The 16330-nt window shown below is 40.6% G+C and carries 18 protein-coding genes; 16 read left to right on the top strand and 2 right to left on the bottom strand.

What is annotated here, in order from left to right; genetic code table 11:
- Window positions 1-9: 9 nt before the first annotated feature.
- The 6 genes from mnmG to AC25Y5_RS17680 all read left to right on the top strand — a co-directional run bounded on the left by mnmG (window position 10) and on the right by AC25Y5_RS17680 (window position 6284).
- Window positions 10-1899, top strand: coding sequence for a tRNA uridine-5-carboxymethylaminomethyl(34) synthesis enzyme MnmG (gene mnmG, locus AC25Y5_RS17655; protein WP_488141439.1), 1890 nt, complete (start codon window positions 10-12; stop codon window positions 1897-1899).
- Between the two features lie 216 nt (window positions 1900-2115).
- Window positions 2116-2832: a 16S rRNA (guanine(527)-N(7))-methyltransferase RsmG gene (rsmG, locus tag AC25Y5_RS17660; RefSeq protein WP_488141440.1), complete on the top strand. Its 717-nt coding sequence runs from the start codon at window positions 2116-2118 to the stop codon at window positions 2830-2832.
- A 91-nt stretch (window positions 2833-2923) separates the two neighbouring features.
- The gene (gene noc, locus AC25Y5_RS17665) at window positions 2924-3787 is read left to right on the top strand and encodes a nucleoid occlusion protein (RefSeq protein WP_482102619.1); all 864 of its coding nucleotides are present in this window, start codon (window positions 2924-2926) and stop codon (window positions 3785-3787) included.
- Window positions 3788-3914: 127 nt separating this feature from the next.
- Window positions 3915-4676: a ParA family protein gene (locus AC25Y5_RS17670; RefSeq protein WP_482102725.1), complete on the top strand. Its 762-nt coding sequence runs from the start codon at window positions 3915-3917 to the stop codon at window positions 4674-4676.
- Window positions 4669-5508 (top strand): ParB/RepB/Spo0J family partition protein, encoded by an 840-nt coding sequence (locus tag AC25Y5_RS17675; protein WP_482102620.1) that lies wholly within the window; start codon window positions 4669-4671, stop codon window positions 5506-5508. The genes AC25Y5_RS17670 and AC25Y5_RS17675 overlap by 8 nt, the downstream gene beginning before the upstream one ends.
- Window positions 5509-5579: 71 nt before the next feature.
- Window positions 5580-6284 carry a DUF554 domain-containing protein gene (locus AC25Y5_RS17680; protein ID WP_488141441.1) on the top strand — a complete coding sequence of 235 codons (705 nt, stop codon included), beginning with the start codon at window positions 5580-5582 and terminating at the stop codon, window positions 6282-6284.
- On the opposite strand, the gene yyaC is transcribed toward AC25Y5_RS17680, so the two are convergent.
- Window positions 6279-6836 (bottom strand): spore protease YyaC, encoded by a 558-nt coding sequence (gene yyaC / locus AC25Y5_RS17685; protein ID WP_488141442.1) that lies wholly within the window; start codon window positions 6834-6836, stop codon window positions 6279-6281. The genes AC25Y5_RS17680 and yyaC overlap by 6 nt on opposite strands.
- 74 nt (window positions 6837-6910) lie before the next feature.
- Here yyaC and AC25Y5_RS17690 point away from each other — a divergent pair, with 74 nt between their 5' ends.
- The 3 genes from AC25Y5_RS17690 (at window position 6911) to ychF (ending at window position 9314) form a co-directional block, all read left to right on the top strand.
- Complete coding sequence (locus AC25Y5_RS17690) at window positions 6911-7801, top strand: mechanosensitive ion channel family protein (RefSeq protein ID WP_488141443.1); 891 nt, start codon at window positions 6911-6913, stop codon at window positions 7799-7801.
- 4 nt (window positions 7802-7805) lie between these two features.
- Complete coding sequence (locus tag AC25Y5_RS17695) at window positions 7806-8003, top strand: DUF951 domain-containing protein (RefSeq protein WP_482106290.1); 198 nt, start codon at window positions 7806-7808, stop codon at window positions 8001-8003.
- A gap of 210 nt (window positions 8004-8213) precedes the next feature.
- Entirely contained in the window at window positions 8214-9314 is a 1101-nt protein-coding gene (gene ychF, locus AC25Y5_RS17700) for a redox-regulated ATPase YchF (RefSeq protein WP_482102625.1), read from the top strand.
- Window positions 9315-9362: 48 nt separating this feature from the next.
- Here the strand turns inward: ychF and AC25Y5_RS17705 are convergent, their stop codons facing one another.
- Complete coding sequence (locus tag AC25Y5_RS17705) at window positions 9363-9932, bottom strand: DUF3267 domain-containing protein (protein ID WP_488141444.1); 570 nt, start codon at window positions 9930-9932, stop codon at window positions 9363-9365.
- 147 nt (window positions 9933-10079) lie between these two features.
- Here AC25Y5_RS17705 and rpsF point away from each other — a divergent pair, with 147 nt between their 5' ends.
- The 7 genes from rpsF to dnaB all read left to right on the top strand — a co-directional run bounded on the left by rpsF (window position 10080) and on the right by dnaB (window position 16199).
- Window positions 10080-10367, top strand: coding sequence for a 30S ribosomal protein S6 (gene rpsF / locus AC25Y5_RS17710; protein WP_482102627.1), 288 nt, complete (start codon window positions 10080-10082; stop codon window positions 10365-10367).
- Between the two features lie 49 nt (window positions 10368-10416).
- Window positions 10417-10938, top strand: coding sequence for a single-stranded DNA-binding protein (gene ssb, locus AC25Y5_RS17715; protein ID WP_488141445.1), 522 nt, complete (start codon window positions 10417-10419; stop codon window positions 10936-10938).
- 61 nt (window positions 10939-10999) lie between these two features.
- Complete coding sequence (gene rpsR, locus AC25Y5_RS17720) at window positions 11000-11239, top strand: 30S ribosomal protein S18 (RefSeq protein WP_482102726.1); 240 nt, start codon at window positions 11000-11002, stop codon at window positions 11237-11239.
- A gap of 212 nt (window positions 11240-11451) precedes the next feature.
- Window positions 11452-12390: a YybS family protein gene (locus AC25Y5_RS17725; protein ID WP_488141446.1), complete on the top strand. Its 939-nt coding sequence runs from the start codon at window positions 11452-11454 to the stop codon at window positions 12388-12390.
- Window positions 12391-12402: 12 nt separating this feature from the next.
- The gene (locus AC25Y5_RS17730; RefSeq protein ID WP_488141447.1) at window positions 12403-14379 is read left to right on the top strand and encodes a DHH family phosphoesterase; all 1977 of its coding nucleotides are present in this window, start codon (window positions 12403-12405) and stop codon (window positions 14377-14379) included.
- Window positions 14379-14828 carry a 50S ribosomal protein L9 gene (rplI, locus tag AC25Y5_RS17735; RefSeq protein WP_488141448.1) on the top strand — a complete coding sequence of 150 codons (450 nt, stop codon included), beginning with the start codon at window positions 14379-14381 and terminating at the stop codon, window positions 14826-14828. The genes AC25Y5_RS17730 and rplI overlap by 1 nt, the downstream gene beginning before the upstream one ends.
- A gap of 15 nt (window positions 14829-14843) precedes the next feature.
- Entirely contained in the window at window positions 14844-16199 is a 1356-nt protein-coding gene (gene dnaB / locus AC25Y5_RS17740) for a replicative DNA helicase (protein WP_482102632.1), read from the top strand.
- Window positions 16200-16330: the final 131 nt, after the last annotated feature.

Here is a 16330-nt window from a genome sequence, read left to right on the forward strand (position 1 = left end):
GAATAGAACATGCCCAAATTTGAAGCTGGCACGTTCGATGTCATTGTTATAGGAGCCGGCCATGCCGGAGTAGAGGCGGCATTATCCGCTGCTAAAATGGGTGCAACGACGCTTGTACTTACAATGAATCTAGATATGATTGCCTTTATGCCATGTAACCCATCACTCGGTGGTCCTGCTAAAGGGATTGTCGTACGTGAAATTGATGCACTTGGTGGCGCAATGGGGAAAGTGATCGATAAAACACATATCCAAATGCGGATGTTGAATACAGGAAAAGGACCAGCAGTACGTGCACTTCGTGCGCAAGCCGATAAAGTCCTTTACCAATCAGAAATGAAACGTCTTCTGGAAGAACAGGAAAATCTGACACTTCATCAAGGTGTTGTGGAAGAATTGATTGTGGAAGATGAAGAAATTAAAGGAGTAATTACACAAGTTGGTGCCGTCTACCGTGCGAAGACAGTTATTATTACAACTGGAACATTCCTGCGTGGTGAAGTTATTATTGGCGACTTGAAATACTCCAGTGGACCGAATAACCAAATGCCTTCAATCAAACTTGCAGATAATATTCGTGAACTTGGCTTTGACATGGTGAGATTTAAAACGGGTACGCCACCGCGTGTCAACAGCAGAACGATTGATTATAGTAAAACTGAGATCCAGCCTGGGGATGATACAGCATGGGCATTCAGTTATGAAACAACTGAATTCATCACGGACCAATTGCCGTGCTGGTTGACATATACGTCACCGAGAACACATGAACTAATTAATGAAAACCTCCACTTGTCCCCAATGTATTCAGGGATGATCAAAGGGAAAGGGCCACGTTATTGCCCGTCTATTGAAGATAAAATCGTTCGTTTTGCAGATAAGTCACGTCACCAAATCTTCCTTGAACCGGAAGGCCGTAATACCAAAGAAGTGTATGTCCAAGGGTTATCAACGAGCTTGCCGGAACACGTTCAGAAGCAATTGATCGCAAGCGTACCGGGACTTGAAAACGCGGAGATGATGCGTGCGGGTTATGCGATTGAGTATGATGCAATCGTTCCTACGCAACTTTGGCCAACACTTGAAACAAAAAGAATTCGAAATTTATATACTGCCGGTCAGCTTAACGGCACATCCGGCTACGAAGAAGCTGCAGGGCAAGGGATTATGGCTGGTATCAATGCGGCTTCCCGTGCTTTAGGAAAAGAAGAACGTGTCCTGGGACGTGCTGATGCATATATAGGTGTCCTCATTGATGACCTTGTTACAAAAGGGACAAGTGAGCCATATCGACTTCTTACATCACGTGCGGAGTATCGACTTTTGTTGCGTCATGACAACGCCGATATGCGTTTGACCGAAATTGGCTATCAAATTGGGCTGATTACTGAAGAACGACATGATGCACACGTTTTAAAGAAGCAACAAATTGAAGATGAAATAAAAAGACTTCGGAAAATATCGATAAAACCTGACAGTCATGCACAAGAGATTGTACGTGAAACGGGTGGTTCTGAACTAAGAGAACCAATGAAGGCAGCTGATCTTCTAAAACGCCCTGAAATAAAATATAGTCAAGTGGAAAGAATCGTTCCTCCTACGGAAACGGTTTCCGAAGAAGTGAAAGAACAGGTTGAAATTTTCATTAAATATGAAGGTTATATTGAAAAGTCATTGCAACAAGTAGAGAAAATGAAAAAACTGGAGAACAAAAGAATACCTGACAACATTGATTATGATGCAATATCTGGTATCGCAACAGAAGCTAAAAGCGTACTGAATGAAGTTAGACCTTTATCCATAGCGCAAGCGTCTCGTATATCCGGAGTTAATCCAGCGGATATTTCAATTCTTCTCGTCTATATTGAACAAGGAAGAATTGCTAAAATATCAGTTTAAGCTATTTAACTGGTGCGGAATTCAAGTTCCCACCAGTTTTCCTGCTTTTGCGCCTCTTAACAGGCGCATACGCTTTTCTTATTGTCGAGCTTCAGCGCCTAGAGGCTAGGGTCATAAGTCGATCTAACTATGCGGAAAAGCACCGCGTCGTCAGCCCGTCTTATGCCTGTCGCCTCTTAACAGGCGCATACGCTTTTCTTATTGGGGGGAATATTGATGGATGTTGAACAATTTATTCAAGCTTTGAAAGACAAAGGTATTGAGTTGACTGAAATGCAAATAATGCAGTTTAGCCAGTATTTTAAATATCTGGTAGAATGGAATGAAAAGATGAACTTGACGGCAATTACTGATGCGCCATCGGTTTATCTGAAACACTTTTATGATTCCATTTCTGCGGCATTTTATATTGATTTAAATGATAGAAAAACAATTTGTGATGTCGGGGCAGGTGCTGGATTTCCAAGTATTCCTTTGAAAATTTGCTTCCCAAACCTTGATGTAACAATTGTTGATTCGTTAAATAAGAGAATTGGTTTCCTCAAGGCTTTGGCCGAGGAACTTCAACTTGAAAATGTAAACTTTGTCCATGCACGAGCAGAAGATTTTGGACAGGATCAAAAATATCGCGAACAATTTGATATTGTTACTGCTCGAGCGGTTGCACGTCTTTCTGTTTTAGCAGAATTATGTGTTCCACTTGTTAAAAAGGGTGGCGTATTTATAGCGATGAAAGGTGCAGCTGCAGATGATGAATTAGCAGATGCGAAAAAAGCACTTTCCGTTCTCGGTGCTTCCATTAAAGAAGAGCATTCTTTCACATTGCCATTTGAAAATAGTGAACGGAATATCTTTGTTTTCGATAAAGATAAAATTACTCCTAAAAAATACCCTCGTAAACCAGGTGTTCCGAATAAAACACCAATTCAGTAAATTGTTTCACGTGGAACAGCGAGAAAAGGTATACTATCACTATGCATAAATAGTAGAAGTAGGGAGCAGTATTGAAAAGGTGGTGCCGGGAATGAAAAGTCCGTTTTCACGATTTTTTGGAAGTGGGGAGAAAGAATTAGAACCACTCGTTAGCGAAGAAATTCAGCATGAAGTAATAGAGCAAGTGAAAATAGATTCTATTAAACCCAACAAATATCAACCGCGTACAGTTTTTTCTGAAGAGAAGATTGAAGAACTTGCTAGGACAATCCACACGCATGGTGTCATCCAACCAATTGTCATAAGAAAAATTGACGAAGAGCAATATGAAATTATTGCGGGGGAACGTAGATATCGAGCCATGCAAAAGTTGGGATGGTCGGAAGTTCCGGCAATTATTCGAAACCTTGATGATAAAGAAACTGCATCTATTGCTTTGATTGAAAACTTGCAGCGTGAGGAATTGACTGCAATTGAAGAAGCGTATGCATATGAGAAACTTCTAGAACTTCATTCACTAACACAAGAAGCATTGGCACAAAGACTAGGAAAAGGCCAATCCACTGTTGCAAATAAATTGCGGTTATTGAAACTGCCGGATGAAATAAAGAATGGCTTACTGGCAAAAGAAATATCCGAGCGACATGCAAGAGCTCTAATTCCTGTCAAAGATAGTGAATTGCAATCAAAGCTGTACAATGAAGTGATAGAACTGCAGTTGAATGTGAAGCAACTTGAAAATAGAATCTTACAAGTCCTACATCCAAAAGAAAGTACCAAAGAGAAAAAAGCAGGACCTAAAAGAAAATCTGTCAGTAAAGATGTACGAATTGCTCTAAATACAATTAGGCAATCGCTTGTTATGGTAACAAAAAGTGGAATTGATGTGAAAACCGAAGAAGAAGACTCGGAGGACTTTTACACAATTACTGTAAAAATTCCGAAAAAGAAATAAAGGAAGACTCTTGCTTGACTCATGCAAGAGTCTTTTTACTACATAATTCTCTACAAGAAATGCTTTTATTGATAGACTAGAAGAAGTAGATAAATTGATATTAAAAGTGCAGGAAGCAGGTGCAGATTTGGGCAGAATTATAGCGATTGCAAATCAAAAAGGGGGCGTCGGAAAAACGACAACATCCGTGAATCTAAGTGCTTGCCTTGCGCATATAGGCAAAAAAGTTCTTTTAATTGATACTGATCCGCAAGGAAATGCAACCAGCGGAGTAGGTGTCAATAAAGGGGAAGTCCAGCAATGTATTTATGATATTTTAATAGATGATGTTAATATAAAAGATGTAATTCGCTCTACTAAAGTGGAAAACCTTGATATCGTTCCTGCAACAATCTCTTTGGCGGGAGCAGAAATTGAGCTAGTTTCAACGATTTCAAGAGAAGTTAGAATGAAGCATGCCATCCAAGAAGCGAAAGATATATACGATTACATTATCATTGATTGCCCGCCTTCCCTTGGATTACTCACTATAAATGCCTTAACTGCATCAGATTCAATTATCATACCTGTTCAATGCGAGTATTATGCACTGGAAGGGTTAAGCCAACTGCTAAGTACGATTCGACTTGTACAGAAGCATTTAAATGAAAATCTAATGATTGATGGCGTTTTACTGACAATGTTCGATGCAAGGACAAATCTAGGGATTCAAGTGATTGAAGAAGTGAAAAAGTACTTTCAAGATAAAGTATATAAAACCATTATCCCAAGAAATGTTAGGTTAAGTGAAGCACCGAGTCATGGTGAACCGATTATTGTCTATGACTCCCGATCACGAGGTGCTGAGGTGTATTTAGAGCTGGCAAAGGAAGTGGTACTCAATGGCTAAGGGTCTTGGAAAAGGGTTAAATGCATTATTCCCTGGAGAGTCACTGACAAAGGCAGAGTCGGTCGAACATATTCATGTAAAAAGTATAAAAGCGAATCCATACCAACCTAGGAAAATATTCGATGAAAGCGCTATTCAAGAACTAAGTGCATCAATTAAAGAACACGGAATCCTTCAACCAATCATTCTAAGAAAAGTCGGTACAACATACGAAATCGTAGTGGGGGAAAGACGATTTCGTGCAGCACAAATGGCGGGTCTGTCAGAAATCCCTGCAGTTGTCCGTACTTTAACTGACGTAGAAACAATGGAGTTTGCAATTCTTGAAAACTTACAAAGAGAAGACCTAACTCCAATTGAAGAGGCTGAAGCTTATCATAATCTAATGGAGAATCTGGGCCTAACACAGGAGCAGCTCGCATTTAGACTTGGGAAAAGTAGACCTCATATCGCAAATCATGTACGATTGCTATCACTTCCAAAAAAAGTGCGAAACTATATTACTGAAGGGAAACTTTCAATGGGCCACGGACGGACATTACTTGGTCTACGTAAAAAAGAGCAAATTGCAATTGTGGCAGAACGGGTATTAAAAGAAGGTCATAATGTTCGACAACTTGAAAAACTTGTCCAAAGAATGAATGAAGAAGTTCCACGTGAAACAAAACCGGAAAAAAACAAAGATTTGTTCCTAGCTGAAAGTGAATCTAATCTTAGGGATTATTTCGGTACAAATGTATCAATCAAGAAAACAAAGAACAAAGGGAAAATTGAAATTGAATTTTTCTCAGAGGATGATCTAGAACGTATTCTTGAACTATTGAATGAATGAATAAATAAATATGTACCTATTTTGCCAACTGTGCAAAATAGGTATTATTTTTAACGGGCGGAAGTGAGAATTTGGTTTTGTTCGGAACATTTGTAAATGTCATTTTAATCGTTGCAGGCGCATTCATTGGACGGTTTTTACACAATATACCAGAAAGAATGAAAGAAACCGTCATGTATGGAATCGGGCTGGCAGTTGCAGTTATAGGTATACAGATGACTTTTGAAAGTACACAAGTTTTAATTGTTATTATAAGTATCGTCCTCGGGGCTGTAATTGGTGAATGGATGAATTTAGAAAAGAAAGTGAATGACTTAGGGTTATGGATGGAAACTAAGATACCCGCTGGTAAAAAAGGTCCGGGTATTGCACAAGGGTTTGTCACTGCTACGCTTATTTTTGTTGTGGGATCGATGGCGATTATTGGTGCCATTGACAGTGGACTGAGAAATGATCATGATGTCTTAGTAATGAAAGGGATTATTGATGGTTTCACTGCTATCATATTAAGTTCTACACTAGGAATCGGTGTTGCTTTTGCTGCAATTCCTGTACTTCTCTACCAAGGAATTATCACTCTGTTTTCCACTCAAATCAGCCGATTCGTTCCTGATGAATTGCTGGCGTTCTTCATTTCAGAAATGACGGCAACGGGTGGATTAATGATTCTTGCAATAGGGTTAAACTTAATTGGTCTGACAAAAGTGAGAGTTGCAAATCTAATTCCGGGTATTCTTGTAGTAGGCATAATCGTTACAATCATCCACTATCTATGATCTGTGACGACCATGTGCTAACTGCAAAGCACGAGAAATAATGCGACTCATTTCGAATGGCAGGTATAGTCGTGTACTCTGAAGAACAGCATGTTCCATAAATCCGGCAATATTGACGATGCCTTTAATGGATACATCTCCAACGGGAGGTAAAACTTTTCCTACAGCTTTGCCAGGATGGATAGGTCCACTATTAAATAGTAATTGACCAATGGAACCGCCTTGTCCAAGGCAAGCATCTATTGCTACGATAAATGCAGAAGGATTAGAGCTTCGGGTTTCATCGATATGTTGTTCTAGATTAAGGGCATGTAACGGACTTTCTAACGTTCCGATTACAGTGAATGGGAACAGGGGAGACTCTGATAGAAAAGAACCGGTCAGTGGACCTAATGCGTCTCCTGTGGAACGGTCAGTTCCGATACAGAAAAAAATGAGATCTTGAGCATCAAACGGAATGTGTTCGAGGAACAAAGAACTAAGTTTCCAAACAGCGCCCGTTTCCTTGTAATGAATTCTGTAGTCGTATGGTAAAGGAAGAGGATCTCGCATGAAAAAACTCCATTTCTTTTTTTATAACTCAGTCTACGCTCGCAAGTGATTTATTATACGAAAGGAAGAGGATTGTGGCAGTAACCTTAAATGAGGACATTGAAAAGCTGAAAGAAGAAGCTGAAGAAGTAGGGCAAATACTGTTTAATACAAAAACCTGGATTGATATTGGTATGTTGGGACTTAAAGTTATCTTCATTATCCTGCTATCCATCATTGTAGTCAAAATAGGTAAAAGCGTTATTAGCCGCGCATTCAAGGTGAAATTGAAAGGTGCCTTGCGCCATACAGAGCGCCGTGAAACAACGTTGGTTAAGTTGCTTCAAAACACATTGTCATATGTCGTCTATTTCGCAGCAATACTAGCAATTCTTTCCGCATTTGAAATTAATGTTGCAGGAATTCTTGCAGGGGCTGGAGTATTGGGCTTGGCAGTCGGATTTGGTGCCCAAAGTCTTGTGAAGGATATTATTAGCGGTTTCTTCATTATTTTTGAGGACCAATTTTCTGTAGGCGATTATGTTGAAATTGGCGCGGCGGTTGGGACGGTCGAAGAAATCGGTTTACGTACGACGAAAATAAGCGCATATGGCGGGGAAATACATATCATCCCAAACGGAAATATTACAGAGGTCGTGAATTATTCAATTAATAATTCACTGGCTATAGTGGATATTAGACTAGGATATGAAACGGATATTGCCAAAACGGAAAAACTGTTGGAAGTGTATCTTGCAAACTTATCTGTTGGATATGAAGCACTGATATCACAGCCGACTATCGTAGGTGTACAAGATTTGGGAGCGTCTGAAATTATCATGAGAATTACAGCAGAAACCCAGCCTGTGATGCAATACGCAATTGCCAGGCAATTACGCAGAGACTTGAAAGTATTCCTGGATCAAAACGGAATTGAAATACCATATCCGAAAATGATTATGCATCAACCGAAAAATGAGGTGTAGATAAATGGTGGAAAAAGTTTTTGGGTTAAATGACATTGTTGAGATGAAAAAGCAGCATCCATGCGGAACGAACGCATGGAAAATCATTCGGATGGGGGCGGATATCCGCATTAAGTGTGAGGGATGCGGTCACAGCGTTATGATCCCCCGCAATGAATTTACAAAGAAAATGAAAAAAGTTCTTGTCAAAGCGGAGTCTTGACCTTTAACTACGACCTTGTTCCGCAGGCAGATGGACAACTGAGCCTGCTGTCCTTATAATGGAAGAGTTGCATACAGCATAACTTGATTCAGCAGAAGTCCCCACTTCTATTAGTGGCGTAATTGATATGAATGAGTGAATGAACATATAATGGAGGCTTCTTTAAGCGAAAGTACCGCTTAAAAAGCTCAATGAAAGGTTGTGGGATGAATGGCATTAACAGCTGGAATTGTCGGTCTACCAAACGTAGGCAAATCTACATTATTCAATGCGATTACAAAAGCAGGAGCAGAGGCGGCGAACTATCCGTTCTGTACAATTGATCCGAATGTCGGCATCGTAGAAGTTCCTGATGAAAGACTAGACAAACTAACGGAGCTAGTGACACCGAAGAAAACAGTACCAACTGCTTTTGAATTTACAGATATCGCAGGAATTGTTGAAGGGGCAAGTAAAGGCGAAGGATTAGGAAATAAATTCCTTATGCACATCCGTGAAGTGGATGCAATTTGTCAAGTTGTCCGTTGCTTCGTTGACGAAAATATTACACATGTATCCGGTAAAGTCGATCCAATCGATGACATCGAAATCATTAATTTGGAATTGATTCTTGCTGATATGGAAGCCGTTGAAAAACGATTGGCTCGTGTAACAAAAATGGTAAAACAAAAAGACAAGGTAGCAATGGCAGAGGAACCTATCCTGATTAGACTAAGAGAAGCATTTGAAAACGAAAAGCCTGCACGTTCAATTGACTTCACAGATGATGAATTTGTCTTGGCTAAAGGAATGAACCTTCTCACTATCAAACCGATGCTCTATGTTGCAAATGTTGCGGAAGACGAAGTTGCAGACGCGGAAAACAATGAAAATGTTAAAGCTGTCCGTGAATTTGCTGAAAAAGACAATGCGCAAGTAATTGTTGTCTGTGCAAGAATCGAAGAAGAAATGGCTGAACTTGAAGATGATGAGAAAGCGATGTTCCTTGAAGAACTTGGTATCAAGGAATCAGGACTCGATCAACTCATTAAAGCATCATATAAGCTACTTGGCTTTGCTACCTACTTTACGGCGGGTGTACAAGAGGTTCGCGCTTGGACATTCCGTAAAGGGATGAAAGCACCACAATGTGCTGGTATTATTCATACTGACTTTGAACGTGGATTTATCCGTGCAGAAACAGTTGCTTATGATGACCTGGTTGCTACAGGGTCTATGACAGCTGCCAAAGAAGCAGGAAAAGTCCGCCTTGAAGGTAAAGAGTATATTGTTAAAGACGGCGATGTCATGCTGTTCCGTTTTAACGTATAATAACTGAAAAGCCACATTGGGATAATTCATATCCCAATGTGGCTTTTATTAATTTACCAATTCGCTCGACTTGTTGGACGAATAGACATAGAGCTTTGGCAATTCAGGGTCGTCCTTGACAACCCAGTCGTCTGGTAGCTCCTTCAATTCTTTATACATGGCAAAATCACCAGCCGCTCCGCCTATCAATAAAGCAGAGAGACTGATTAACAAGCCGCTCCCCATATAAAGGCCGACAATGGCAGGCAGAATACCTGTCATCCAAAAAGGAAGTAGCAGTGCTTTGCGGATAGCCCGATTCGTCATAAGTTGAGTGGTAGTTGCGTATGCAATGCCCAATTTCAGATTGACTCCGACGACCATCTTTCTCCAGGGGACACCTCCGAATAACCGAAAACCTAAAAGATGAAAAAGTTCATGCAGAATAATTAGTAAGATATATCCGATAATGAAGAAGACAATCGCCCACCAGCTGAATGAAGAAGGAAAGCTTCCCTCTATACCAATTTTAAGAATCCACAGTAGTAAGAGAGCGGAACCGGTTAAAAGTAAGCTGTTTTTTGCCACCTTAGGTAAATCAATCTCGATTACTTTATCGGGTTCAGGAAATTCAATCAAAAATATCACCTCTTTGTAAAAGTATACAAGAAAATAGTTGAAAGATGAATGAAGTTATGCTAACATGTACTGATGTGAGTAATATAATTACTTACTCCTTGCCCGCTGACATCAGCAGGGCCCAAGTCCATAAGGAGGTGACTACAGATGAGAAAGTACGAAATTATGTACATTATCCGCCCAACAGTAGAAGATGAAGCGAAAAAAGCGTTGATTGAACGTTTTGACGAAGTCCTTACTACAAATGGTGCAGAAAACATCGAGTCGAAAGAGTGGGGCAAGCGCCGTCTTGCTTACGAAATCGACGATCTACGTGAAGGTTTCTATCAACTAATTAAGTTGAATGCTGAAACTATAGCAATCGATGAATTTACACGTCTTGCGAACATCAACGAAGATATCATTCGTCATATGATCGTTCGTATTGAAGACTGATCCATATATAAGTTGAAATCTACAAAATAATGAGGGAGGTTGAATTCTAATGATTAACCGAGTTGTTTTAGTAGGACGCTTAACGAAAGACCCTGAGCTTAAGTATACACAAACTGGTATCGCTGTAACACGTTTTACGTTAGCAGTGAACCGGGCCTTCCAAAACGCTTCAGGCGAAAGGGAAGCTGATTTTATCAGTTGTGTAGCTTGGAGAAAACAGGCTGAAAACGTTGCGAATTTCTTGAAAAAGGGAAGTCTTGTCGGAGTAGATGGCCGTATTCAGACGGGTAGCTTTGATGGACAAGATGGAAAGCGTGTTTATACAACAGAAGTTGTAGCAGACAGTACGCAGTTTCTTGAACCGCGCAATGCATCTAGCGAAAATAGAGCGGGAGCTAGCGGAGCACCTTACCAAGGTTCTCAACAAAGCGAGCAACCGAGCTATCAAGATAGACAGCCAAACCAACAATATCAACAACCGAATCAGCAAAATTACACACGTACGGACGATGATCCATTCTCGACAGGCGGAGGTCCGATAGAAGTATCAGACGACGACCTGCCATTCTGATGATCAAACCGTTTTAAAAAACATCGATAAACTGAAAATGACTAACGTTAGGAGGGGAACAATTATGGCAGTACGTCGTGGAGGAAAAAGACGCCGTAAGGTTTGTTATTTCACATCAAATAACATTACAAAAATCGACTATAAAGATACAGATATGCTTAAGAAATTTATTTCTGAGCGTGGAAAGATCTTGCCTCGCCGTGTAACAGGTACAAGCGCGAAGTATCAGCGTAAACTGACACTTGCAATCAAACGCTCACGTATCATGGCACTTCTTCCATTCAGTTCGGAAGAAAGATAATTTTATTTAGATGACCGCCTTGTCAAACCGGCACAACCGGGATGGGGGCGGTTTTTTTATACAAACGAATCTAGTACATATGTTCTACCTTTGGTCTAAAAACAATAATCATGATACAATTGAAGCAACTGTCCATCTAGAAAATTGGATTAGGAACTTAAACAAGTGGATAGAAATCATCATCCAGTGAAAGACCGGAGGAATCTTATATTATGCAAGACAACTCAAGAAAAATTACGTACGGAGCAATGATGATTGCGTTGTTTGCAATCTTACTTGCAGTATCGCTATATGCACCGCTAATCGGTAATATAACGATGTTTTTCATACCGTTGCCAATTATTCTTTACAGACTGAAGTATGACCGCGCCTCGTCTCTTCTTGTGCTTGCAACCGGAGTCATACTGTCCTTACTAATTGGAGGCATCTTGCTTGTACCTTTCGCTCTCATCCACGGGCTCTTAGGCTTTGTTATGGGAGAAACTGTGAGATTGGGAAAAACAAAACTTTATATCTTTATGGCTTCTGGCCTGACACTGCTTATTACATCGCTCGTAATGTATGTGGGTGCTGTTTTGTTATTCGGGATCAATATGATTGAAGAATTAATGAAGGTCATGGAGAGTACGCAAGAGCAGGTTACTACATTTATGAAGCGAGCTGGTGGAGTACCAGACAATTACGATGAAATTGTTGCTTCAACATTTACAATGTATGAAAATACGATCCCTTCCATTTTTATTTTAAGCATCTTTATGTTGGCGTTTATCATTCTCACTTTGAATTTGAGTGTTGCCAAACGGTTGAAATTCGATGTTCCAAAGTTTCCACCATTTCGGGAAATGAAATTACCAGCTATAACAGTAATTTTGTACGGAGTCATTCTTCTGACATCCCTATTTGTAGAAATGAAACCGGGTACGAATCTATTTTTAATTACCAATAATGCCACTGTTATACTAAGGACCTTGTTTCTGCTGCAAGGGATTTCATTCATTTATTACTATGTAAATGAAATGAAGTTACCGAAAGTAGCGACTGTCGTTGCCACAATTTTTGCATTGCTATTGACCCCGGTCACAACGTTAATCGGAATACTAGATGCAGGAGTGAATATACGTGCCTGGGTCAAAAAAGACAAGTCGAAGTAAGGAGATGGGACAATGACGTCGTTTTTTAGAAAAAGAGCAATACGTTATCCATTGACAGTATTGTCGATTCTGGGCTTGTTGGCGGCAGTGCTCCTGCTTTTATCTCATTTTTGGTCAGGACTTATTTTTGCCGTTTTATTCACGACTGCGGCAGGGATTGCGTGGAAATTAGAAGATCAAACCTATATAGAAACGGAAAAACATATTGAAACGTTATCCTATAGGTTGAAGAAAGTTGGAGAAGAAGCACTTCTTGCATTGCCAATTGGCATCATTCTAATTAACGATAAAAACGTTGTTGACTGGGCGAATCCGTATGCGGCAAAGGTATTCGAACGACAGGAGACTTTGATTGGGAATGACTTGTTTGATCTATCAGAGCAATTTCGCGCGATTGTAAAAGGTGAAAGTCTTGAAAATGGTGTACTTACAGTGGGCGAACAGTCCTATAAGGTCTTTTTCAAAGCTGAAGAGAAACTCATTTATTTGTTCGATATTACAGAACAATTGGTGATGGAATCACTTTACTATGAAGATCGCACGGTTCTCGGTATTATTCTAGTAGATAATTATGATGAACTTTCACAAGCAATGGATGATCAGACGAGAAGTCAGCTTAATTCCCTTGTTACCTCACTTATTAATAGGTGGGGAACGGAGAATGGAATCTATGTAAAACGGATTGCAACGGATCGCTTCCTGGCAGTATTCAATGAAGCAACACTCGTTACCTTGGAAAAAACAAAGTTTTCGATTCTAGATGATATTCGTGAAACAACGGCTAAGCAGAGTACTGCACTAACGCTGAGTATTGGTGTAGGAATGGGATCAACTTCATTAATCGAATTAGGTGAACTGGCACAATCCAGCCTTGATTTGGTTCTTGGTAGAGGTGGTGACCAAGTGGCTATTAAGCGATTGGATGGCAAGTTGAAGTTTTTCGGAGGGAAAACAAATCCTGTCGAAAAAAGGACAAGGGTTCGTGCTCGAGTAATATCTCATGCTTTGCGTGACCTAATCCAAGGCAGTGATAAAGTTTTTGTCATGGGTCACAAAATTCCGGATATGGATGCCATCGGAGCCGCCATTGGCGTTCAAAAAATGGCACGTATGAATAATATTGAAGGATATGTCGTCGTTAATTTCAATGAGCTCGACGGAAGTGTAACACGGCTCATGGATGAAATTAAGCGCGATGAGGAACTGTTCAATCAATTCATAAGTCCTGAAGAATCACTTGCTATGATTACAGAAAAATCATTGATTGTCGTTGTTGACACACATAAGCCGAGTATGGTCATTGATGAACGTCTCATTGAGAAAGCAGAGAAGGTTGTCGTAATAGATCACCATCGTCGCGGGGAAGAGTTCATCAACAATACGATGCTTGTCTACATGGAGCCATACGCGTCATCTACGGCTGAACTCGTTACAGAATTAATTGAATACCAGCCGAAACATGAAAAACTAACAATGCTTGAGTCAACAGCACTGCTAGCAGGCATTATCGTTGATACGAAAAGTTTTACACTCCGTACAGGGGCTAGAACGTTCGAAGCCGCATCGTATTTACGAACAAACGGAGCGGATACCATACTAGTCCAGCGTCTCTTGAAAGAGGATATTGACACCTATGTTTTGAGGGCAAAATTGATTGAGACTGTTGAATTGTCCAATAGCGGTATTGCAATTGCAAAAGGGAAGGACCAAACTGTTTACGGCACTGTTCTGATTGCCCAAACTGCAGATATTCTACTAACGATGCAAGGGGTTGCAGCTTCGTTTGTCATTGCGTCTCGTTCAGATGGTAAAATAGGTATAAGCGCCCGTTCCCTAGGTGAGTTGAATGTTCAACTTGTTATGGAGGAACTTGGGGGTGGCGGCCATTTGACAAACGCGGCATGCCAGCTCGACGTTGGGTCGGTAGAAGAAGCTGAACAAATGCTAAAAGCTGTATTAAATACAATGATAGAGAGGGGAAATTCATAATGAGAGTAATTTTTTTGAAAGACGTTAAAGGCGTAGGTACAAAAGGCGACGTGAAAGAGGTATCTGTGGGGTATGCACAGAACTTTCTATTGAAAAATAAGCTAGCGGTTGAAGCGACTGCTGGTAATATCAGCAGACTTGAAGGACAAAAAAACCGGGTTGCAAAAGATGCTGCTGAAGAGTTGGCTGAAGCAATCGTCTTGAAGGAACAAATCGATAAAATCACAGTTGAAATGAAAGCAAAATCAGGTGAGGGCGGCCGTCTATTCGGTTCAATCACTACTAAACAAATTGCAGAAGCCTTGAATAAAACAGAAGGTATTAAAGTGGACCGACGTAAAATGGACTTACCAGATGCAATTCGTGCACTAGGTTTTACAAATGTGCCAATTAAAATTCACCCTGAAGTTACGGCAACACTTAAAGTACATGTAATTGAAGAAGGATAAGGAGAGATTGGATAGATGAACCAGATGATTGATCGCATCCCACCACATAATAATGAAGCGGAACAATCGGTCATCGGTGCTATTTTCCTTGAACCGCAGGCACTCATTACGGCAGCAGAGCTTCTGATGCCCGACGATTTTTACCGGATGGCGCACCAAAAAATCTTTCAAACGATGATTAGTCTAAGTGATAAAGGTCAAGCGATTGACGTTGTCACGGTTACGGAAGAGTTATCCGCTAAAAAAGAACTCGAAGACGTCGGTGGCATTTCATATTTGTCTGAAATCGCAAGCTCTGTTCCAACCGCAGCAAACATCGTGCACTATGCGCGTATCGTGGAAGAGAAAGCACTTCTGCGACGTCTAATACGTGTTGCGACGTCAATCGTAGAAGATGGCTACGCACGTGAGGATGAAGTAGAGGCACTCTTGTCTGAAGCGGAAAAGAAGATGATGGAAGTATCCAACCGGAAGAACGCCGGCGACTTTCGTCATATTAAAGATGTCCTCGTTGAAACGTATGATAATATTGAACTTCTTCATACGCAAAAAGGCGACGTTACAGGAATTCCAACGGGCTTCCGTGATTTAGATAAAATCACAGCCGGTTTTCAGCGTAATGACTTAATAATTGTTGCTGCAAGGCCTTCTGTTGGTAAGACAGCATTTGCTTTAAACGTGGCGCAAAACGTTGCAACTAAAACCGATGAAAATGTTGCCATCTTTAGTTTGGAGATGGGTGCGGAACAGCTTGTCATGCGGATGCTTTGTGCAGAAGGAAATATCGATGCTCAGGTGCTTCGAACAGGTGCGCTTGAAGCTGAGGATTGGCGTAAACTTACTATGGCAATGGGTAGCCTTTCAAATGCAGGTATTTTCATTGATGATTCGCCTGGTATCCGTGTCAATGAAATCCGTTCAAAATGCCGTAGATTGCAACAGGAACATGGACTGGGCATGATCATGATTGACTACATGCAGCTGATAGCAGGAAGTGGTTCTAAGCCTGGTGAAAACCGTCAGCAGGAAGTATCGGAAATTTCTCGATCGTTGAAAGCACTCGCCAGGGAATTGAAAGTACCTGTAATTGCCCTTTCACAGCTTTCCCGTGGCGTTGAACAACGTCAGGATAAGCGCCCTATGATGTCCGATCTTCGCGAATCTGGGAGTATCGAGCAAGATGCTGATATTGTTTCGTTTCTTTACCGTGAAGACTATTATGATAAAGAGACGGAAAATCAAAACATGATTGAAATAATTATTGCAAAGCAGCGGAATGGTCCAACTGGAACAGTTACTTTAGCTTTTGCTAAGGAATATAACAAGTTCGTTAATATCGACTGGAGTCAGCATGAATCATCCGCTTATTAATTAAAACGAGCATTATGAGTTTACGGACTCATAATGCTCGTTTTTTGTGTTTGATTGACGAGGCAAAATATTTTAAAAGATCTGTAGATCAACTCAAAAGCATTAGGAGTTGAAAACTCTGTGGGGAGACG

The sequence above is a fragment of the Sporosarcina sp. Y1011 genome (assembly GCF_057669885.1).

Bases quoted from the DNA above. Each gene is read 5' to 3' on its own strand.
- ychF (WP_482102625.1), top strand. From the start codon at position 8,214: ATGGCATTAACAGCTGGAATTGTCGGTCTACCAAACGTAGGCAAATCT.
- AC25Y5_RS17675 (WP_482102620.1), top strand. From the start codon at position 4,669: ATGGCTAAGGGTCTTGGAAAAGGGTTAAATGCATTATTCCCTGGAGAG.
- AC25Y5_RS17725 (WP_488141446.1), top strand. From the start codon at position 11,452: ATGCAAGACAACTCAAGAAAAATTACGTACGGAGCAATGATGATTGCG.
- mnmG (WP_488141439.1), top strand. From the start codon at position 10: ATGCCCAAATTTGAAGCTGGCACGTTCGATGTCATTGTTATAGGAGCC.
- noc (WP_482102619.1), top strand. From the start codon at position 2,924: ATGAAAAGTCCGTTTTCACGATTTTTTGGAAGTGGGGAGAAAGAATTA.
- rpsF (WP_482102627.1), top strand. From the start codon at position 10,080: ATGAGAAAGTACGAAATTATGTACATTATCCGCCCAACAGTAGAAGAT.
- dnaB (WP_482102632.1), top strand. From the start codon at position 14,844: ATGAACCAGATGATTGATCGCATCCCACCACATAATAATGAAGCGGAA.
- rsmG (WP_488141440.1), top strand. From the start codon at position 2,116: ATGGATGTTGAACAATTTATTCAAGCTTTGAAAGACAAAGGTATTGAG.
- AC25Y5_RS17695 (WP_482106290.1), top strand. From the start codon at position 7,806: ATGGTGGAAAAAGTTTTTGGGTTAAATGACATTGTTGAGATGAAAAAG.
- rplI (WP_488141448.1), top strand. From the start codon at position 14,379: ATGAGAGTAATTTTTTTGAAAGACGTTAAAGGCGTAGGTACAAAAGGC.
- yyaC (WP_488141442.1), bottom strand. From the start codon at position 6,836: ATGCGAGATCCTCTTCCTTTACCATACGACTACAGAATTCATTACAAG.
- ssb (WP_488141445.1), top strand. From the start codon at position 10,417: ATGATTAACCGAGTTGTTTTAGTAGGACGCTTAACGAAAGACCCTGAG.
- AC25Y5_RS17730 (WP_488141447.1), top strand. From the start codon at position 12,403: ATGACGTCGTTTTTTAGAAAAAGAGCAATACGTTATCCATTGACAGTA.